Raw genomic sequence first — 20,812 nt, 5'->3', positions numbered from 1 at the left:
TTCAATTAATACTCGGCACCTGTATTTGCCGTCATAGGCCATCCTGGATTCTGATAAATAGGAGATTGTTCAACCTCATTATTATCAGACGTAATCATAAAATGCTGAATGGCAATCGGTGACAAATAGTGAGCCATTGCCCAGCCATATCCATTTAAGACCAATGATTTGGAAGACATTTCATAAGGTCGTAAATATTTACTTATCTCCGGAGAGGAAACATTCGCTGAAGAATTATCCAAGCCATATACTAAGATAGAGTTACCATTGTTATCCTTATACCAATCCTGCATTGGTCCCCACAATTTAAACCCTTCGATATGATAAGGAGATGTCATCAACTGGTCCATTGCTCTCCATCGTTTCAAGTCCATATAGCGAAGAGCTTCTCCCATCAGTTCACAACGACGTTCACGGCGAATATTATACAAGATAGGATCAATCAACCGACCGGCAGAATATGCTCCCCAGTCACCTTTAGCTTCTTCCGACATATTGGTCGCTGAGATCGTTTTGGTAAAGTCCGTAGAGACTTTCGCTCTTTCGCGGATAGCCACCCAATAACGTTTAGCGGTATCATCCAGGTAACCTAACTTTTCATAAGAGGCTTCCATATAATTCAGATGGGCTTCTACACCGCGAAGAGTTATGCTACCCGTATAAGATTTAAAGTTTCCACAATGCTTCTGATCGTAATTCAAGCCTTTAGAAATAGTGTATCCGGTCGAATATCCCCAGCCCGCATCCGCATTAGTTACTTCTGGTACCGGTTCGATCATGGCTCCATGCGTTCCTTCACTAGAAGGATAAAGCAGGTTTATTTGTCCCGGCTGTTTCAGGAACAACCATAAACGACCATCTCTATTTTTACGTACATCTTCAATATAATCATCGCCAGCATAGTTGTTCGATGCATAAATAGGCATACCATCTTCCATCAGAAAAGAATTAACCATGCCGCGAGTCAATCCAACTCCAGCATTTCCTCTAGATGCAAACTGTACCACCGCATGCATAATTCCTAGCCCTTTATCATATTGTCTCCATAACAAAACCTCATCGAATCCCGACATATCTTCTGCTCCAAACATATCAAAGTAAGGATTTACCGGATCATTAACGGTCTGCCTCAAAACACCGTTATTCTCAACCAGCGTGATTGATTCGGCAACAGCCTTCGATGCGTCCATGGCCTGAGTCAGAAAATAGTCAATCTCCTTATCTATATTTCCTGATGGATATTCATAATTACTATTATAATCTTTTGCTTTACCGGGCCAACCTTCACCGTTAGGAACAAAAGCCGTTCCCTTGAAATATTTCAACCAGGTTCCTTCAAATAGAGCAACTCTCGATTTTACCAACTGGGCACAAGCTCGGGATATACGGTTTTTATGCCCGTCGGGAGCTTCTTCTTTTAATAAAACGATAGCGGAATCCAAATCAGAAATGATAAAACGTGCCACCTCATTACGCGGAGCTCGTTTGCTAGCCTCAACCAGAGGCTCCTTCTGATCAGGAAAAACGGTACGCACTATAGGAAAATCACCTACACTTTGTAACTTTTTGAAGTATTCATAAGCACGTAAAAAATACATTTCACCAATATAGTGCTTGATATTCTCTTCATTACCAGAAAGTTCTCCATTATTCCATTTAGCCAACACTTCCGTCATAAAATAATTACAACGATATATATTATCAAAAGACCAATCTCCTCCGGTTTGCGAAACCTTCCATTGTCCGGGAACAAAACGGTTATTATAAGACTTACCCGCCATATTATCAGTATTCACATCCAAGCCAAAAGTTCCAAAGCTAGCATCACTGTGTGACGGCAACACATCCGGATACATTCCGTTACTATACGCTGCCAACTGTGACTCTTCCGTCAAATACACATCGGGCGTAATTTCCGATTGTGGGGAACGATCCAGAAAATCATTACATCCGGTTAATAAACCGACTAAAACTAAACCTGCAAAATTCTTAATTATATTATTTGTCATTTTCATAATATGCATCTAATTAAAAGTTTACACTTAAACCACAAGAAATAACTTTTGACAAAGGGTAAACATTCCCTTGTGAGCCTCCATCTATCGTTTCCGGATCAAAGTTATCAAACAGTGAAGCTCCTGTCCAAAGATTTTCCCCCGAAACAAAAAGTCTTAATCTGGATACAGCAAACTTCCGGGTTAGAGATTCAGGCAAAGTATATCCCAATTGGACATTTTTCAAACGGATATAAGCTGCATTCTGCAAATAACCGGTCTGTACCTGATGATTTTTCTCATCACTAAAGTCCGGACGCGGGAAATATGAGTTCATATTTAATCCCAACGGATGGTTTTCATCATTACGGAAATAATCCAAATGAGGTATTTGACAGGAAGAACCATATACACCACTTCCTGATCCCCAAAAAAACCAACTGTTTTGGAAATACTTACGTTTCATTACCCCCTGGAAAAATGCTCGGAAATCAAATCCTTTATAATCAGCAGAAATATCCAAACCAAACTGGAAGCGAGGAGTTGAATTCCCAATGATCTTCAGATCACCATGATCATCGATCGTATTCGCCCCATTATCTATTTTTCCATCTCCATTAATATCCGCAAACATTAAATCACCAGCTTCCCAACGACTGCCGATCGCATCCTGTCCTCCATTAGGTAAAGATGCCAGATGAGCATCCATTTCTTCCTGTGTCTTTGCGATCCCAACAGTGGTATATCCCCATATTTCTCCATATTTCATACCTTCACGATATGTATCCAATCGCCCCGTCTGATTAGGATAACGAGTAATCTCAGTCTGCGAATCGGATAATATAAATTTTACACCGTAACCCAATCCGTTCTGCAACCGGTCATTCCAAGCAACAGACAAATCAAAGCCGTACGTCTTCAAGTCTGTATTGTTCATTTTGGGGACACTGGTTCCTAATATAACCGGTAATTCCGGTGCTGGTCCAACCATATCCAATGTTTGACGCTGGTAATAATCAAATGATCCTGTCAAACGATTCCCTAAAGCTCCAAAATCAAGACCAATATCCCATGTTTTTATCCGCTCCCATGTCATCAATGAACTTACCAAACCTGGTGCATATGCCGTATTGGGTTTTGCACCACTCATCAACCAACTGCCACTAGAAGCACTCACAGACATTGTCTGATAAGTCGGATACCAACTTTTTGTGTTTTGATTTCCAAGTTCTCCATAAGAAGCTCTCAACTTTAATGTTCCGACCATATCTTCCCAAGGTTTCCAAAACTCTTCACGTGCTATATTCCATCCTAAAGAAAAAGAAGGAAACATATTCCAACGTTTATCTGACCTGAAACGTGATGTACCATCGTAACGCAGATTGACTTCTGCCAGATACCGACCTTCATAATCATAATTCAAACGGCCAAAAAAACCGGCAGTAGCCCAGTCTGACAGATTTCCGGAAACAGAAGGAGTCACCTCTTTTCCATAAGCGTCTGTACCAGAAGTGATATCTACCGAAGGAAGTGAAGGGACGATTATACCTTCACGTTGTAATGAAATTGATTTATATTTCATCAGTTCAGCTTGAAAACCAACCATCCCTTTAAAATTATGTCCCGATTCAAGTTGTTTACTATATTCCGTATAAGCATTTATATTCATATAGTTACTTGTATTATGACCTTCATACACATGAGAACTGTTCCGATATGGATATGGATTACCTTCTACATCATGGTTATATGTTTTTTGATAATCCCAGTTACGCGCCTGGTTTTCTATACGATAATTAAAATCAACAAATGTTCTCCAATCCTTGACTGGTTCAATGACAAGTTGTCCTTGCTGGTACAAGTTATCTGTTTTCTTTCTATCGCGCCCACCATCCCGCAAACCTAATGCCGGAGTTGGAGAATCATAAAGATAACCATTAGGATCATACAACGGTAATGTCGGCCACCCACGGATTATCAGATAATAATATAAATTATCCGTCAAATCACTGGGACGTCCGTAATCTTCACGGATAAAACGGCTACTATAATTAAATTTCAACCAATCTGTCACTTTTATATTCACTTTTACCGTACTGGCAAAACGATCATAAGTATCTTGATTAAACTGCATCATACCGTTTTGATCCAGATAGTTGGCAGAAACATAATAATTAAAATCTTCTGTACCTCCGTTGATACTGAAATTATGTTCCTGCGAAAAAACGTTTGTCCGGAAAATAGATCTGAACCAATCTACATTATCATTCCCATACAGGTAGCCATCTCCCCATTTGGACGGATTACTTGGATTAGGTATAATCGACTCCGTTATTTTCCCACTTTGATAATCTAATATCCGCTGTAAATGCTCTTCAGTAAAAAAGGGAGTCATCCCACCATTAATATTTCCGTCATTCATAAACAAAGCAAATGTATAGGAATCAGGAGATTCCGGTAACAAAACAGGCGAACTCCAACGAAAACTATTATTATAATTCAAGGTCGGTTTTCCGGTACGCCCTCTTTTCGTTGTAACTAGAATGACTCCAAACGGTGCACGGGAACCATAAATAGAAGAGGCTGCAGCATCTTTCAACACAGATATATTTTCTATATCCTGCGGATTAATGGAATTGAGGTCTCCCTCCATACCATCGATTAATATCAACGGATTTCCATCAGAACCTTCGCCGATCGTTGCAATACCACGAATATTAATACTGGCAGTTTTATCCATACTACCAGAATTTTGTGTTATTTGTAATCCCGGTACTACCCCCTGCAGTGCTTGGGAAGCAGTCATAACTGGCCTGCTTTCTAGGGTTTCAGAACCAACTGTGCTTACGGAACCCGTTAAATTAACTTTCTTTTGTGTACCATACCCAACAACAACAACCTCATCCAAGGCCTGAGAATCCTCTTTCAATGTAATATTAAATATTTCTCTTCCTTTTATAGACAATTCCTGACCACTATAACCAATATATGATATCAACAGATTACTATTATTTCCTACTTCCAAAGAGAACTGACCGTCCACATCTGTTATAGTTCCATTAGTTGTTCCTTTTTCCGAGACGTTAGCACCAATAACAGGCTCTCCCTTTTCATCCACAACAACTCCACTTATCATCCTTTTTACATTCGATTTTTTATACTGTGCAGAGGCGGCCGTTATCAGAATCTTATTACCGGAAACCTGGTATTCTAAATTACGCTTAGACAGAATATCCGTTAATAAACTTTTAATTAACTGATTCTTTGCAGAAATGGTTACTGGTTCTTTTTTTGCCAGATCTGCGTCTTTATAAGAAAAGCGATAAGTCGATTGCTTTTCTATTTCTTGAAGAAAATGTGCCAATGTCACATTTTTGAGCTCCAGATTAACACTACCGGTTTGTGCATAAGCAGACACGGTAGTTAAAAAGATAAAACATAGTACAATAAACAAATTGATTCTACAAAATTTTGTACTTTTACGCTTTAACTTAAACATGTTTTGAATAACATTCATAATAAAAAATTTAAAGTTGACTTTTAGTTATTTATACAGCTATGTTATCGCATAGCTTTTCGAACTGAATTCGACGTTCTATCCGGAGAGCCTGCCCGCTTTCCGGATATCTTTTTTCCTCCTATGTTTCCATCATTTTTCTTTTTTAGATTAATACTCTATTTCCGGTTCGCAAAAATTTGAATTCCATTGCCTTTTATTTTATAATCAAATCCATAATGAATTTTCAGGATATTCATCACATCTTCGATTTCTTCTTTATCAAACACACCAGTATAAGTATCCTTTATAAAAGAAGAATCTATTACATCAAAGGAGACTCCATATTTACGTCCTACTCTTTTCAATACCTCTTCCAGGGGCTCCGATCTGAACACCAACTCTTTACTTACCCAAGCCGTTTCCAATATATTCGAAGATGTGATTTTTTTCATTTTCCCTGTTTTCTTATCATAAATGACTTTCTCATTCGGAACAACATTTATTTTTTCAAAAGGAGGATGAACCGAAGATACAGTTACACTGCCCTGCACCAAGGCCATTTCCATCATATCCTTATTTGAATAGGCATATACATTAAATGAAGTTCCTGTCACCTCTATATCAATGAACTCTGTATTAACCACAAACCTCTTTTGTGTATCTTTTTGCACTTTAAAGTACCCCTCACCAGAGAGAGAGACCCGACGATCTTTTTTACCAAAATCTTGTTTATAAGAAAGTATCGATTCAGAATTAAGTTTTACGGCTGTTCCATCCGGTAACGTGATTGAGACACGTTCGCCTTTTCCTACTTTCACTTCCATTTTTCGATCAGCCAACAAGGTTATATTCCGGTTATCTACATATAAATATAAAGATAAACTGCTCATTATAAACAATGCAATGGTTGCTGCGATCTGTCGCCAAGATAACTTTCTTATTTTCTTTTCCGGAGCCGGAGATGTTGCTATATCCCTGCGAATACGAAGTAATAGATCCTGCGCATCCTCCGGTGATAAAGTTTTATTATTCAATGAATTATTCCAACTGTCCAATAAAACAGGAAAAAGTTCTTCATCTGTATAGTTATTGACCTCTTGCCTCAATTCACGAAACTCCTCCCGGCTGATTTGTTCAGCCTGATATTTCGTAAACCAGTCTTTCAGTTTCTTATTTATTGATGCACTCATAAGCCAAGAATTTCTTTTGTTTATGAGTTATATCCCTAAACTCTGAATTTATAACATTGATTTTTATATGCTATAAAACATATTTTCAAAAATGAATTGTAAATAGTATAAACAAATAAGAGTAATTTGACAATTCACTACGTAGTAACTTCAAGGCGGCAGAAAGTTGGTTACGTACCACTTGTTCTGTTATTGATAGTCGGGAAGCGATTTCTGTAACGGAAAGATTATATTCCTTATTCAAAACAAATATTTCTCTTTGTCGAGGTGTCAGTTTCTGCTTGGCAACTTCCAGTTCTTTCAAAAAAAGATCAAAATCATATTTAGCTTCTATATTTTCTGCTGAAACAAGTTCCTTTTTGATCTCCAGAAAATTCTCCATCTGTGGATGATTCAACTGACGGCGAAGTTCTTTCAATAAAAAATGATAGGAAATAGTAAATAAATAAGCTTTAAAAGATGAATCCGGATTTATATTTTCCCTATTAGTCCAGATTTTTACAAATGTTTCCTGTACCACATCTTTCGCCGCACTATCTGATTTCAAATATGAGAATGCAAAATGGTATAGTCTAGAGGCCCAAAGATTGTACAGAGCGTTAAAACTAAACTCTGATCCTTCGGTTAACTCTTTTAATAATCTCCTTTCCTGCAGCATTCTTTCCCTATTTCCATATTAATGGTCACAAATATATAAAATAATAAACTTCATTTATCGACAAATCAATTTATTGCATACTTCTGTCTGTTAAAAAGTAATTTAAGTATGTAAATGAAAAAAGGATACCTGTGCAAGATATCCTTTCTTCCATATTTTACTTCAACATCACTTACTGAAATCCCTCGGTGCCGGAACCGGAGCCAACGGCTTACGATTCTGAAGATCTTTCATAACCTCTTCGATCGCCTTGTTCAGTTGCTGGTCTTCGCCGTTCCACTCCTTGATCGGATCGTTATCGATCAGGATATCCGGGTCGACACCGTGGTTTTCGATGATCCACTGACCGGTCTTCGGATCATAGCTGGTGAAGAACGGTACACGGATATCGGTTCCGTCCATGTAAGGCAGCGGACCACTGATACCGACGATACCACCCCAGGTACGGGTTCCGATCAGTTTTCCTAAGCCCAGGGCACGGAACCCCCACGGGAACAAGTCACCGTCCGAAGCAGAATACTTGTTGATAAGGCAAACTTTCGGGCCCACCTGTACTGCATCGGGAACAGTTCCAATATGGTTGGAGCCGCGGCGCATCGTCAGACGATATGGTTCGCGGGAAAGACGTTCAAGGATCATCGGAGAGACGTTACCGCCACCATTGGCACGGTCGTCGATGATCAGACCTTCTTTATCCAGTTGCGGATAGAAATAACGGGAGAACTCATTCAGACCATCCACGCCCATATCCGGGATATAGATATATCCAACACGCCCGTTAGTCGCCTTATCCACTTTCTTGATGTTATCCTGCACCCAGTTGTAGTGATACAAAGAATATTCCTCGGCAAGCGGGCTGATCACAATCTTACGTGCACCAGCCAGCTGGGGTTTACTGTTCAATGAAAGTTCGGTAGGCACACCGGCTTTCCCTACTAACAAAGAGAACATATCCTTCACACTGTTGGTCGGAACGCCATCGATAGCCACGATAAACTCACCGGCTTTGGCTTCGATACCCGGCTCAGTCAGCGGAGAACGCAAATCCTTGCTCCAGGAAGCACCCGGCAATATCTTTTCCAGACGGAAGAAACCACTCTTATCACGTGAAATCTCTGCTCCCAGCAGACCGGTCTGCACACAGTCCGGACGATCCAATTCACCCGGATTCACATAAGCATGACCGCAGTTCAGTTCGCCGATCATCTCACCGATCACATAATTCAAATCCAAACGTGTTTTTACGTACGGCAAAAGGACTTCATATTTCTTCTTAATAGCCTTCCAATCCACTCCATGCATATTTTCCACATAGAAGCCGTCACGGAAAGCACGCCATGCCTCATCGAATATCTGTGCCCATTCTTTCGGATAATCAGTCGTAATCTTCATGTTCGAAAGATTCACAGCTTCGCTCAGATCAGCCTTACCCGAAGGAATATCGGTCACATAGATCTCTCCTCCTTTGTAGAACAATGCTTTTTTGCTGCCGGGAGCTACGGACATAGATGCACCGTCAGCTACACTTTCTTCTTTTTGCTTTTCGAGATCGTATACCTTCGTACCGCCCCTGCCGAAATAGTAAACTTTATTACCATCAGCATAGAAGTTTCCGTAACGGGAACCTGCCAGCGGGAGCTGGATAATACGATCAGAAATACCATCCATATCGATCTTCACAACCGGACTTTCGGATGCAGTTTCTTTCTTTCCGTCTTTCTTCGGTTCTTCCTTTTTCGCTTTATCCTCTTTTACTACAGCCACTTCGGCATCTTTTTCCAAGAAAGGAGAAGGAGTATCCTTTGATAACAATACCAGGTAAACGCCCTCCATATTATTATATACATGATTCCATTCCAGAGAACCGTAAGTAGGATTAAAATCGCGGGCAGAAGAGAATACGAGATATTTTCCGTCACGACTGAAAACAGGTGAATCCGAATTATACCACTTATCCGTTACCGGATATTCTTTTTTCTCTGCAATGTTGTAAACATAGATAATACTGTGCTCATTCGTTCCCGGACGGGAATAGGTCAGCCATTTGCTGTCGGGAGAATAGGTTACGTCCCGGATCTCGGCCATCGGGTCCTGCAGCAAGGTCGTTACCTGCTTAGTAGCTATATCCAGCAGGTTGATACGGTTCTTACGGTCTGTATAAACGACCGTTTTTGAATCCGGACTCCACTCGAATGAACGGATATAGGTGTCGTTATCTTTTGTCAGCTGAACAGGTTCGCCACCTGTTGCATCCTGCATATAAAGTTCCGTTTCACCGGTACCGTCAGAGATGTAAACGATCATTTTACCGTCTGGAGACCATTGTGCTTCTCGGTCATGCTGCCCCGGAGAGCGGGTGATATTCTTCGTTACGCCTTTCTCTACCGGCAGGTTGAACACTTCACCGCGGGCTGTTACGACAACACGTTCGCCGTCAGGAGAGATACTGGCTTCAGTCAGATACTGTGCGCCGTCTTTTATCTCGCTACGGGCATAGATATTATCGGATGTCAGCTTTACCTCCACCTTTTCCGGCTTCTTGGCTGCCGCATCCATCTTATAAAGATAACCGCCATTCTCGAAAACGATCGTATGACCGTTTGCACTCGGGAACTTCACATCGTATTCCGTGAAATCGGTCACTTTACTGGTTTGCCGGGTCTTTGTATTGTAAACAAAGATATTCATCGTACGGTCACGGTCCGAAAGGAAGAATATTTCATCACCGATCCACATCGGAATAATATCCTGGGCGACATTGTCCGTAATATTTTCCACCGATTTCTTTTCCGGATTATAAATCCAGATATCATCGGCCATTCCCCCTTTGTAATATTTCCAGGTACGAAATTCACGCATCACACGGTTGTAAGCCAGTTGTTTTCCATCCGGTGAATAACTGCAGAAACCACCTTCCGGCAAAGGAATCACCTCGGAAAGACCGCCTTCTTTATCCACCGTATATAATTTCCCGTCGAAACCATCGCTGATACGATTACGGTAAACGATACGGCTTCCGTCGGGAGTCCAGTTCATGACAATGTTGTTAGGCCCCATACGGTCACCGAGATCATCACGCTTGTTGGTCGCCGTATAAGTGACACGTAAAGGCTCTCCCCCCGTAGAAGGGATCGTATACACTTCTGTGTTACCATCATACTGTCCGGTGAATGCAATCGTTTTGCCGTCCGGAGAAAAACGGGGGAACATTTCATACCCTACATGCGAAGTCAGGCGCTGGGCCTCTCCACCGGTAGCCGGAACTTTATACAGGTCACCGGCATACGAGAAAACGATCTCACTGCCATTGGTAGCCGGAAAGCGCAACAGGCGTGCATCGTCCGCAGCCATCAAGAGGGTGGGAATACCTGCTAAGGCTAGCAAAGAAAGAATAAGTTTCTTGTTCATGTTATATTAGTTTAGTCTACGGGCAAAGGTAGAAAAAGAGACTGACAATTTGTACTCATACACGTACTTCTACAAACTTATTGATACGTTAAAAAATATTACCCGGTCGGGTAATTTCATTTACCCAGTATAGTAATCCAATTTACATGGCATAGTAGTATCAATTTGTCAAACAAAAAATCCCCGGAGGACAGTGATTTCCCCGGGGATTTCGGTTATAAATTTAGTAACAAAGGATTATGCTTCTTCCGTATCTATACCTTTCCATACCAAAGCAGCTATTGCGGCTCCCAGGAAAGGTGCAACGATGAACAACCATAATTGTGAGAGAGCTTCACCACCCTGGAACAAAGCCGGACCGATACTACGTGCCGGATTCACCGATGTTCCGGTAATAGGGATACAAACAATATGGATCAACACCAAAGCCAGACCGATAGCGATACCGGCAAACTTGGTATTGGCTCCTTTGGATGTGGAACCTAAAACAACAAGCAGGAAGATAAATGTAAATACTGTTTCGGCAACAAAAGCCGGAACGAGATCATGATACCCGTTGGCTCCGGTAAGCGTGGTAGTAGAACCGGAGTCTTTTGCCAGTATATAAAGGATAGATGATCCGATGATCGCACCGATCACCTGGAAGATCATATACATACCCGCATCTTTTCCGGAAATCTTTTTAGAAAGCAACATTCCCAGTGTGATGGCAGGATTGATATGACATCCCGAAATCTTACCGATCGTGTATACCATTGCAAGAACTGACAGCCCGAAGGCAAAAGCTACACCCAGCGTTCCAACCGCTGAAAAAGGTTGAGAGGCTCCCGCAAATACTGCGCTACCACAACCCATCAGGACAAGTACCATCGTCCCGATCATCTCTGCTAAATACTTTTTCATTAGTGATCAAAAATTTGTTTTTAAATAGTATTTGTATAGGAATAAATTGTTAACTATCTCGCCTTATTGACTATACTTCATTTAATAAAACAGACACTTATCATCCTTTGTTTCGGTTTTTTAGTTACTATTTTCGAACATAACAGAGGGAATCAGAGACTACGTTTTCCGGTCACATTGAATTGCATAAGCCGTAGCCTTTCATACATGATTTTAGGAAATATGACATTCGTATAAAAATAATCTTGTACTTTTACGGAAATTAATAAACGCATGAAAAAATTACTGATCTTAACATCGGCCCTTTTATTGACAGGGTCCGTTTTTGCCGACAATGATCCGTTATGGATGCGTTACCCGGCAATTTCCCCGGACGGAGGAACAATAGCATTCACCTATAAAGGCGATATCTATACCGTACCGGCTACAGGTGGTAAAGCTACCCAGTTGACAACCCACCAGGCCCACGACACACGCCCTGTCTGGTCGCCCGACGGAAAGCGGATCGCTTTCGCTTCCGACCGTAACGGTAACTTCGACGTCTTCATTATGAATAAAGAAGGAGGCGCACCGACTCAACTGACCACCCATTCGGCCAACGAATACCCGGATACATTCAGCGACAACGAGCATGTTCTTTACACAGCCTCTATCCAACAGGATGTAAAGGACAGCCAGTTCCCTTCGTCGCTGTTTGCGCAGGTCTACCAGGTCAATACTACCGGAGGACGACCGACTTTATATTCGTCATTGGCGATGGAAAATATAGCGCTCAGCAAAGACGGAAGCCAGCTATTGTATAATGATTTCAAAGGATATGAAGATCCCTGGCGCAAACATCACCAGTCTTCCATCACACGTGACATCTGGTTATGTTCGTTAGGCAACGACCGTTCTTTCAAGAAGATCACCACTTTCCGCGGTGAAGACCGTAATCCGGTATGGACAGCCGACGGAAAGGCATTTTACTACCTAAGCGAAGAAAAAGGGAGTTTCAATATCTTCAAGAACGACCTGACCGGTAAAAACGGTAAGCAGATAACCAATCATACGACACACCCTGTCCGTTTCCTTACTTCCGACAACAACGGAATGCTTTGCTACGGATATGACGGTGAAATATATACAATTAAGGAAGGCGGACAACCGTCAAAAGTAAAAGTAAATATCATCTCCGACCAGACAGAGAACGATCTGATTCATCGCTTGATGTCAAACGGAGCGACTAGCATTGCTGTTTCTCCGAATGGAAAAGAAGTAGCCTTTATCGTAAGAGGCGACGTATATGTTACTTCCGTTGAATACGAAACAACCCGCCAAATCACCGATACACCGCAGCAGGAACGCAATATCGATTTCAGTCCCGACGGTCGTTCACTGGTTTACTCGGCTGAACGGGGGGAAACATGGGGTATCTATCAGAGCAGCCTGGCTCGTAAAGACGACAAATATTTCACTTATGCACAGGAAATAAAAGAAGAACCGCTCGTAGTAACGGACAAAACTTCTTTCCAACCGGCTTATTCGCCTGACGGTAAAGAGGTGGCTTTCCTGGAAGACCGTACGACATTACGTGTGATCAACCTGAAAAGCAAACAGGTGCGCACGGTATTGGATGGCAAATACAATTATTCATACAGCGACGGAGACCAGACCTATCAATGGTCGCCCGACAGTAAATGGTTCCTGGTGGAATATATCGCAATCGGCGGATGGAACAACAAAGACATCGCATTGGTAAAAGCAGACGGTAGCGGAGATATTACCAACCTGACGGAAAGCGGTTATTCGGACGGAAACCCCAAATGGGTACTCGATGGAAAAGCAATGATCTGGTCGTCCGACCGGGCAGGTTACCGCAGTCATGGCAGTTGGGGGGCACAGGATGATACTTATATCATGTTCTTTGATGCCGAAGCATACGATAAATTCCGCCTGAGCAAAGAAGAGCTCGCACTGATCGACGAAGACAAAGAGAAGGACGAGGACAAAAAGGATGATAAAAAAGAGTCCAAAGCGAAAAAAGATGACAAAAAGAAAGATGATAAAGACAAAAAAGACGACAAGGACAAACCGGTAGAACCATTGAAGTTCGACCTGGAAAACCGCAAAGACCGTGTCATCCGTCTGACAATCAACTCATCGAACCTGGGTGATGCCGTATTGACACCGAAAGGCGATAAACTTTATTATTGTGCTTCTTTTGAAAAAGGTTATGACCTGTGGGAGCGTAACTTCAAAGAGAATACGACCAAGTTATTGATCAAAGAAGTCGGCGGAGGCAGAATGTTTACCGATAAGAAGGGTGAAAACCTCTTCCTCGTATCGGGTGGCCAGCTGAAAAAGGTAGAGATCAAAGACAGCAAAACCAAGAATATCCCGTTCAAGGCTGAATTCTCTTATCGTCCGCCGCAAGAACGCGAATATATATTCAACCATGTATGGCGTCAGGTAGAAGACAAGTTCTACGATCCGACGCTTCATGGCATCGACTGGGATGGATACAAGAAAGCCTATGCCCGCTATCTGCCGCATATCAACAATAATTACGACTTCCAGGAAATGTTATCCGAACTATTGGGAGAATTGAACGGTTCGCATACAGGTGCCCGTTTCCGTCCGTCTTCCTCTGCTCCGGCAACGGCTTGCCTGGGTGCATTCTATGACAATAGCTACAACGGCGACGGTTTGAAGATTGCCGAGATCATTGCAAAAGGTCCGTTGACCCTGGCAGATACCAAGATTAAACCGGGTTGCATCATCGAGAAGATCAATGAGAAACCGATCAAGAATGGGGAAGATTTTTATCCGTTGTTAAGCGGTAAAGCCGGAAAGAAAGTCTTATTGTCGGTTTACAATCCGGCAACGAAAGAACGTTTTGAAGAACAGGTTAAACCAATCTCTTACGGCGAACAATCCAACCTGCTGTACAAACGCTGGGTAGAGAACTGCCGTAAGAAAGTAGACGAACTTTCCGGCGGAAAGATTGGCTACGTACATGTCAAAGGGATGAACAGCGAAAGTTTCCGTGAAGTTTACTCTGAATTGCTTGGACGTTGCCGCAACAAAGAAGCGGTGATCGTCGATACCCGTCATAATGGTGGCGGCTGGTTGCATGACGACCTGGCTACATTGTTGAGCGGTAAAGAATACCAGCGTTTCATGCCACGCGGACAGTATATCGGTAGCGATCCGTTCAACAAATGGTTGAAACCGTCGTGTGTACTGGTTTGCGAAGATAACTATTCGAATGCACATGGTTTCCCCTGGGTTTACAAAACGTTGGGGATCGGTAAGCTGATCGGTGCTCCGGTACCGGGAACTATGACTGCTGTTTGGTGGGAGTCGCAGATCGACCCGTCTATCGTATTCGGTATTCCGCAGGTGGGTGTTCAGGATATGCAAGGTAATTACCTGGAAAACCATGAACTGGAACCGGATATCGAAATCTACAACACACCGGAGTCGCAGTTGAAGGGTGAAGACCATCAGCTGGAAGAAGCAGTGAAAGTGATGTTGCAGACGGTAAAGAAATAAGTACCTAGCAATAAAAAAAGCGGATCAAGTCAGTAGCCTGTTTTATGGCTCTGATTTGATCCGCTCTTTTATATCAATTAAATAGTCAGATTACCGGATAGACAAAACAGACGTGCTTTCATTCCAGGAGTTTCAATAAAGCATAACAATAATGTTCTACTCTCAAACAACACAAACTCTATTCATGATAAATGCTGTTTTAATCGGGGATTGCTATGCGGGAAGATGAAAAGTCTAACTTTTTATATTTATCTTTCATCCGATCGTCGGCCTGTTCCTTATCATCGGTAAAATAAACGGGAGATTGTTCGAAATGCCAGGTACCGACATAGTTCAGCGTATTCGGGGCAACGGTAAATTTAAACAGGACTAGTTCGTCCGGGCGTTGTTCCTTGTTCTTTATCTTCCGTTCCGTCTCCAGGATAGAGTCTTCTCCTTTATAAATAGGTTCCATATAAGATTTTCCGCCATACCATTTGCTTTCCGTCCACCAATAATTCAGGATCGCATACGTTCCCGGCTCGATCAGGTAACAGAATGGATTTTCCTTGGAGGTCTTAAAGGTAGACTTTACCCTGAAAATAAATACTTCGTTCGTCTCAATGTTGATTATCCGGATATCCTGGGGATAACCGCCACTTTTAAACTTTTTCAGGCGTTGGATGAAATCGCCGTAAAATGCAGCCTGTCCGGCTGGGATCATTTCGTTATCCCCCAGCTTATCCAGCCTTCGTCCCGGCTGTCCGGCAGCACATAACGAAACAAACAGCAATATAGCGATCAATAAGTTTCTCATACAGATTATTATATTATCTTTTATTGACTATCCTATTCACATTGAACAGAAAAAAGAAACAAAGAACGGCACCGTAAAATCGACCAGAATACCGTGGAAGATAGAAACGAATACCAGATCCTTTCCGGAATAACGGGTAATAATCGGTAATGTTGTATCCATCGTCGTCGCCCCTCCGGCACAGATAGGGGCCAGTCTTCCGAAATACTTGACAAACAAAGGTGCACCGAGCAAAGCCATAATCTCACGGATAATATTAGCCATCAACGCAATCGTCCCTAGTTCCGTAGCCATCTGTACACCCAGTGAAGCTTCTTTCAACTCCGTTATCAGGATAGACGACAACGAATAATAAGCAAATCCGCTACCGACAGCCAGGCAGTCGAACACACTCCATTTGGTGATCACCAGACTGATCAAAGCGGAAGCCGTCAGCGTCCCGATAATAGTTGCCAAAGGTACCAGCAATAACTTCGGACGGATACTACATAATATATCTTTCAGTTTCTTATCGCTACCGATACTCAGCCCTACCTGAAACATCAGCAGGTAAAGCACATACATAGTTATATTATTTTCAACGATCACATCCGGCAGATATCCGCTCCATCCCAGGATACAGCCGAGTGCAAAGAAAGCGACAACGATCAGACTCCCCCTCATTCATTCCTCCTTTCCTTAAAGAAGAAATGGTAAACGCCCCAGGCAGCCAGCACACTTCCGGAAGTTCCCGCCAAAGCGATCAGAAAAGCCTGCCCTCCCAATGTAGTCAGATTATCGACAATAGCATCATTTGCCCCTACTGAGATACCCAGCAGAAACAGCAAGAGCAGGATTGTATAAGAAATAGGCTTACCAATCTTTTGCAGCAGTTCCACCTTCCGCAAAAGATATCCGACAGCAATACCACCAAACATGATTCCAATTACCGTGAACATGATTTTTCAAATTTCCTGCAAAGGTAAGAATATATCAAACACAGCAATTATTCTCTATCATAAAAGAAGATGTCAGCAACAAGACCAGCAACAGGATAATAATGACACTTACCAAGGTGGTAAATGAATAGAAAAGACGAAGATGCCGCCGTTTCTTCTCCCTGCTGATCCGCTGGAGAACTTTCAAGTCAAATTCCTTCCCTAACGGTGGCAGGATCTCTGCTTCGGGAGACATGAACCAGGCACGGTAAGGGCGTAACTCCGGCGGCAATGTTTCAGCCGAGAAAAAGTGACGCAATTCCCGTTCTTCTTCAATAGTGGTAGCGCACTCCCAGTATTTGTCCAACAATAATGTAATACGGTTATAATCCATATTCGCGGTTTAAACAATGTTATCTGACTACGAAGCTTTCTGTTCGTTTCTTCTTTAAATTGACCGTTTCCAATGCCATGTTACGCGTGACCATCAAGCAATAAGAAGGAAGATCTTCTATTACGATCCATGCGGCCCGTTCGTTCCAAATCTTCAGCATGACCTCCTGAACGATCTGCTCCGAACGATCTGCATTTCCGGTAATCCTGAAAGCAACCCGCAACAGGTTGTCTTTTAGCGGCAGTATCCTTGTTATGAATTCGTCTGTTCTCATCTCTGTTATATTAGACGAGTGAGCCAGGTAAAAGGTTGCAGTTTTCTGTCACTTTTTTTATCAGATAGAAGAAAAACAGCGCTATATAGTTCTTTTTCATTATATTTGTAGCAGTTCTAATTAACAATAGATACGCATAATATCAAACTAAATCAATAAAAAGTGAAAAAGACGATCTTATTCCTACAGGCAGCTGTACTCTGTCTGCTGGCAGGTTGCCAGTCAGCCCCCGGCAGTGGCTTATTAAGTGATGAAATCAAGTATGTCGATCCGTTCATTGGAACCGGATTCCACGGGCATACTTTCCCCGGCGCTACCCGTCCGTTTGCTATGGTACAGGTTAGTCCGGATACCCATATCATGGGTTGGGATGCCAGTAGCGGTTATCATTATGATGACCGGGAAATCTATGGATTCAGCCATACACACCTTTCAGGTACCGGTATCGGCGATCTGGGTGATGTAGCATTACTGCCTTTCTCCGGTACCGACTCGATCAAGCCGGTTGGTCTTTTCAATAAAGATACCGAGAAAGCAACTCCGGGCTATTATGCCGTACGCTTGGATAACTTCGGAGTAAATGTGGAATTAACAAGTACTGATAAAGTTGGTTTCCATAAATATACCTACGACAACCCTAAAGATCGCCGCGTAATGCTCGACCTGGGACATATCCTGCAACCGAACTGGGGGCATAAACTGGTAGATAACAATTACCTGTTCGTGAACGATTCGACGGTAGAAGGAACAGTCCGCACGCAGGGATGGGCACACTTCCATTCAGTTTCTTACCGGATCACCTTCTCTGAACCTATCGAAACAATATACCAATACATCGACGGTAAATTGCGCCAGGATTCATTGTTCCTGCGTATCAATACTGCCGAAGATCTGAAATTCCATTACAAATTTCCAGAAAAGGCTGAACCTTTATACGTAAAGGTAGCACTTTCAATGGTAGATACGGAAGGAGCAGAAAAGAACCTCGAAGCAGAGCTTCCAGGATGGGATTTCGAAGCAACCCGCATTAAATCGGCTGAGATATGGAACAACGCACTGAATGCGATCGAAATTCAGGCTGATCCTACCGTTATGGTAAATTTCTACACTGCTCTATATCATACGATGATCGCTCCGTTCGCCTATCAGGACGTAGACGGTCGTTATCTAGGTATGGATAAAAAGATACATAAGGCAGAACCGGGCTATACGAACTATTCCGTATTCTCTTTGTGGGACACCTTCCGTGCTTTGCATCCGTTAATGACGATCATCAATCCGGATCTGGCAGCCGACTGGGGTAAAGTATTGGTACAGGGATATAAAGAAGGAGGCATTCTACCGAAATGGCCGTTGGCTTCCAGCTATACAGGTTGTATGGTTGGCTATCCTGCCGTATCCGTTCTGGCTGACCTGGTTTGCAAAGACCTGGCTGACGGTGACCTGAAAACATGGGCGGAAGCCGGTGCACGTTCTTCCGTTTACCGTGAAGACCTGGCAGAAAAGTTCAAAGGAACACGTGAACTCGATTTGATCACCCGTCATCCGTATTATAAAGAAAAATATGGATTCGTTCCGGCTGATTCCGTTCCCGAATCTGTATCCTGGGGATTAGAAATGGCTTACGAAGACTGGTGTATCTCACAGATCGCAGCCAAAGCAGGATTGGACTCTATGGCGCAGGCTTATGCTGCCAAAGGAGAATACTACAAACGTTATCTGGATCCGGAAACGAAGATGATGCGTCCGATTATGGGTGACGGAACTTTCCGTACTCCGTTTAATCCGCGTTACTCGGCTCACATGAGAAGTGATTATACGGAAGGTAATGCTTTCCAATGGAGTTTCTTCGCACCACACGATATGGATAATTTCATTGCTACGATCGGAGGCAAGAAAGAATTGGAAACACGCTTGGATACTCTATTCACAACATCTTCACAGGTGGATGGTGAACATGCTTCAGGTGATATCACAGGTCTGATCGGTCAGTATGCTCATGGTAACGAACCGAGCCACCATATGGCTTACTTGTATAACTGGACGGACTCACCCTGGAAAGGACAGGAACGCCTGGATTATATCATGCGCGAATTCTATACGAACAAGCCGGACGGTATCATCGGCAACGAAGATTGCGGACAGATGTCGGCATGGTATGTGATGAGTGCATTAGGTTTCTATCAGGTTGCTCCGGGTATTCCGGTTTATACATTGGGCCGTCCGATGATAAATCATGCCTTAATTCGCGTGAAAGGCGGAGTATTTGAGATTCGGGTGGAGAACAACAGTCCTGAAAACAAATATATAGAAAGAGTTTTGCTGAACGGCAAAGTACTGGATACTCCGTTTATCTCGCATAAGGATATCATTAAAGGTGGTAAACTTGTATTTGAAATGACAAACACACATCCGTAAAAAACGATAACGGGTAGGTATCCGATAAACGACGGGCAAAGATTCTATATAAATGAACCTCTGCCCGTTTTTATTTGTTCCAAATCTGATTACTGATTCGATATAATAGATATATTTGTTGCAGACTATAAAATAAAAAAGCTATGTTATTAACAACGACAAACAACATCGAAGGGAAAAAGATCACCCAATATTATGGAATTGTATCCGGTGAAACAATCATCGGGGCAAATGTATTCAAAGATTTCTTTGCAGGAATACGCGATATTGTAGGTGGCCGTGCCGGTTCATACGAAAGTGTATTACGCGAAGCAAAAGATATCGCTTTACAGGAAATGAGCGAGCATGCTGCTCGTATGGGAGCCAATGCTGTCATAGCAGTAGATCTGGACTATGAAACAGTTGGAGGCAGCGGAAGTATGTTGATGGTCACTGCAGCCGGAACAGCCGTGCGCTACGAATAAAGGCATCGATGTTTTGGACGAAGAGAATGGATTTGTATAAAATAGAAAAGGAGTCAATTCTGTTGAACTGACTCCTTCTGTCTTTCAGCTTTCGCCTGAATAAAACGGCGGCTATCTACTCTCCCACTTTTACGCAGTACCATCGACGTGGTTGGGCTTAACTTCTCTGTTCGGAATGGGAAGAGGTGGATCCCCAACGCTATAACCACCTTAATTTCTTTTAAGATGTTTGACTTGGACAACGTTACTCTAAGAGTAACTTCTTTTTAGAGCTTCAAGAATCGTCAATTTCTAATTGGCAATTGCTTTTCCCCCTGCTGATATATCAACCCTTTCTCCGGAAAAAGAAAGTCTCGGGCT

General features: G+C 42.6%; 14 protein-coding genes and 1 rRNA gene. 3 read left to right on the top strand and 12 right to left on the bottom strand.

The genetic code is table 11. From position 1 onward, the window contains the following. Window positions 1-5: 5 nt before the first annotated feature. From DXD68_RS21925 to DXD68_RS21900, 6 genes are all read right to left on the bottom strand, one after another. A complete protein-coding gene (locus DXD68_RS21925) occupies window positions 6-2,015 on the bottom strand; it encodes a RagB/SusD family nutrient uptake outer membrane protein (RefSeq protein ID WP_122363700.1) in 2,010 nt (669 codons plus the stop codon). Window positions 2,016-2,028: 13 nt separating this feature from the next. Next, on the bottom strand, window positions 2,029-5,511 hold the full coding sequence (locus DXD68_RS21920; RefSeq protein ID WP_410510738.1) for a TonB-dependent receptor: 3,483 nt from the start codon (window positions 5,509-5,511) through the stop codon (window positions 2,029-2,031). Window positions 5,512-5,669: 158 nt separating this feature from the next. Further along, window positions 5,670-6,683 carry a FecR family protein gene (locus tag DXD68_RS21915; protein WP_122363595.1) on the bottom strand — a complete coding sequence of 338 codons (1,014 nt, stop codon included), beginning with the start codon at window positions 6,681-6,683 and terminating at the stop codon, window positions 5,670-5,672. 85 nt (window positions 6,684-6,768) lie between these two features. Further along, complete coding sequence (locus DXD68_RS21910; RefSeq protein WP_122363594.1) at window positions 6,769-7,341, bottom strand: RNA polymerase sigma factor; 573 nt, start codon at window positions 7,339-7,341, stop codon at window positions 6,769-6,771. A 168-nt stretch (window positions 7,342-7,509) separates the two neighbouring features. Next, window positions 7,510-10,749, bottom strand: a complete 3,240-nt coding sequence (locus DXD68_RS21905; protein ID WP_122363593.1) for a S41 family peptidase — start codon at window positions 10,747-10,749, stop codon at window positions 7,510-7,512. A 237-nt stretch (window positions 10,750-10,986) separates the two neighbouring features. Then, window positions 10,987-11,652: an MIP family channel protein gene (locus DXD68_RS21900; RefSeq protein ID WP_122363592.1), complete on the bottom strand. Its 666-nt coding sequence runs from the start codon at window positions 11,650-11,652 to the stop codon at window positions 10,987-10,989. A 273-nt stretch (window positions 11,653-11,925) separates the two neighbouring features. On the opposite strand from DXD68_RS21900, the gene DXD68_RS21895 reads away from it, so the two are divergent. After that, window positions 11,926-15,189 (top strand): S41 family peptidase, encoded by a 3,264-nt coding sequence (locus DXD68_RS21895; RefSeq protein ID WP_122363591.1) that lies wholly within the window; start codon window positions 11,926-11,928, stop codon window positions 15,187-15,189. Window positions 15,190-15,388: 199 nt separating this feature from the next. Here DXD68_RS21895 and DXD68_RS21890 read toward each other — a convergent pair whose 3' ends face one another. Genes DXD68_RS21890 through DXD68_RS21870 form a run of 5 tightly spaced genes read right to left on the bottom strand, consistent with a single transcriptional unit; the run spans window position 15,389 to window position 17,570 of the window. Further along, complete coding sequence (locus DXD68_RS21890) at window positions 15,389-15,985, bottom strand: hypothetical protein (protein WP_122363590.1); 597 nt, start codon at window positions 15,983-15,985, stop codon at window positions 15,389-15,391. Between the two features lie 36 nt (window positions 15,986-16,021). Next, the gene (locus DXD68_RS21885) at window positions 16,022-16,648 is read right to left on the bottom strand and encodes a lysine exporter LysO family protein (RefSeq protein ID WP_122363589.1); all 627 of its coding nucleotides are present in this window, start codon (window positions 16,646-16,648) and stop codon (window positions 16,022-16,024) included. Next, the gene (locus DXD68_RS21880; protein WP_122363588.1) at window positions 16,645-16,923 is read right to left on the bottom strand and encodes a LysO family transporter; all 279 of its coding nucleotides are present in this window, start codon (window positions 16,921-16,923) and stop codon (window positions 16,645-16,647) included. Before DXD68_RS21880 ends, DXD68_RS21885 begins: the two co-directional genes overlap by 4 nt. Window positions 16,924-16,957: 34 nt before the next feature. Continuing rightward, the gene (locus DXD68_RS21875; RefSeq protein WP_122363587.1) at window positions 16,958-17,296 is read right to left on the bottom strand and encodes a hypothetical protein; all 339 of its coding nucleotides are present in this window, start codon (window positions 17,294-17,296) and stop codon (window positions 16,958-16,960) included. Between the two features lie 19 nt (window positions 17,297-17,315). Then, window positions 17,316-17,570, bottom strand: a complete 255-nt coding sequence (locus DXD68_RS21870) for a sigma factor (protein ID WP_122363586.1) — start codon at window positions 17,568-17,570, stop codon at window positions 17,316-17,318. A 162-nt stretch (window positions 17,571-17,732) separates the two neighbouring features. On the opposite strand from DXD68_RS21870, the gene DXD68_RS21865 reads away from it, so the two are divergent. Together DXD68_RS21865 and DXD68_RS21860 are read left to right on the top strand one after the other, a co-directional pair. Next, window positions 17,733-19,988 carry a GH92 family glycosyl hydrolase gene (locus DXD68_RS21865; protein ID WP_122363585.1) on the top strand — a complete coding sequence of 752 codons (2,256 nt, stop codon included), beginning with the start codon at window positions 17,733-17,735 and terminating at the stop codon, window positions 19,986-19,988. 143 nt (window positions 19,989-20,131) lie between these two features. After that, the gene (locus DXD68_RS21860) at window positions 20,132-20,452 is read left to right on the top strand and encodes a heavy metal-binding domain-containing protein (protein WP_122363584.1); all 321 of its coding nucleotides are present in this window, start codon (window positions 20,132-20,134) and stop codon (window positions 20,450-20,452) included. Window positions 20,453-20,554: 102 nt separating this feature from the next. Here the strand turns inward: DXD68_RS21860 and rrf are convergent. Further along, window positions 20,555-20,665, bottom strand: a 5S ribosomal RNA gene (gene rrf, locus DXD68_RS21855). Window positions 20,666-20,812: the final 147 nt, after the last annotated feature.

Source organism: Parabacteroides sp. TM07-1AC (assembly GCF_003480915.1).
GTDB classification, from domain to species: Bacteria; Bacteroidota; Bacteroidia; order Bacteroidales; family Tannerellaceae; genus Parabacteroides; species Parabacteroides chongii.
The sequence above is the reverse complement of the archived record's forward strand: the minus strand, read 5'-3'. Positions and strand labels throughout refer to the sequence as shown.

Coding starts and splice junctions, on each gene's coding strand:
- DXD68_RS21925 (WP_122363700.1), bottom strand. CDS start 2,015: ATGAAAATGACAAATAATATAATTAAGAATTTTGCAGGTTTAGTTTTA.
- DXD68_RS21920 (WP_410510738.1), bottom strand. CDS start 5,511: ATGAATGTTATTCAAAACATGTTTAAGTTAAAGCGTAAAAGTACAAAA.
- DXD68_RS21915 (WP_122363595.1), bottom strand. CDS start 6,683: ATGAGTGCATCAATAAATAAGAAACTGAAAGACTGGTTTACGAAATAT.
- DXD68_RS21910 (WP_122363594.1), bottom strand. CDS start 7,341: ATGCTGCAGGAAAGGAGATTATTAAAAGAGTTAACCGAAGGATCAGAG.
- DXD68_RS21905 (WP_122363593.1), bottom strand. CDS start 10,749: ATGAACAAGAAACTTATTCTTTCTTTGCTAGCCTTAGCAGGTATTCCC.
- DXD68_RS21900 (WP_122363592.1), bottom strand. CDS start 11,652: ATGAAAAAGTATTTAGCAGAGATGATCGGGACGATGGTACTTGTCCTG.
- DXD68_RS21895 (WP_122363591.1), top strand. CDS start 11,926: ATGAAAAAATTACTGATCTTAACATCGGCCCTTTTATTGACAGGGTCC.
- DXD68_RS21890 (WP_122363590.1), bottom strand. CDS start 15,985: ATGAGAAACTTATTGATCGCTATATTGCTGTTTGTTTCGTTATGTGCT.
- DXD68_RS21885 (WP_122363589.1), bottom strand. CDS start 16,648: ATGAGGGGGAGTCTGATCGTTGTCGCTTTCTTTGCACTCGGCTGTATC.
- DXD68_RS21880 (WP_122363588.1), bottom strand. CDS start 16,923: ATGTTCACGGTAATTGGAATCATGTTTGGTGGTATTGCTGTCGGATAT.
- DXD68_RS21875 (WP_122363587.1), bottom strand. CDS start 17,296: ATGGATTATAACCGTATTACATTATTGTTGGACAAATACTGGGAGTGC.
- DXD68_RS21870 (WP_122363586.1), bottom strand. CDS start 17,570: ATGAGAACAGACGAATTCATAACAAGGATACTGCCGCTAAAAGACAAC.
- DXD68_RS21860 (WP_122363584.1), top strand. CDS start 20,132: ATGTTATTAACAACGACAAACAACATCGAAGGGAAAAAGATCACCCAA.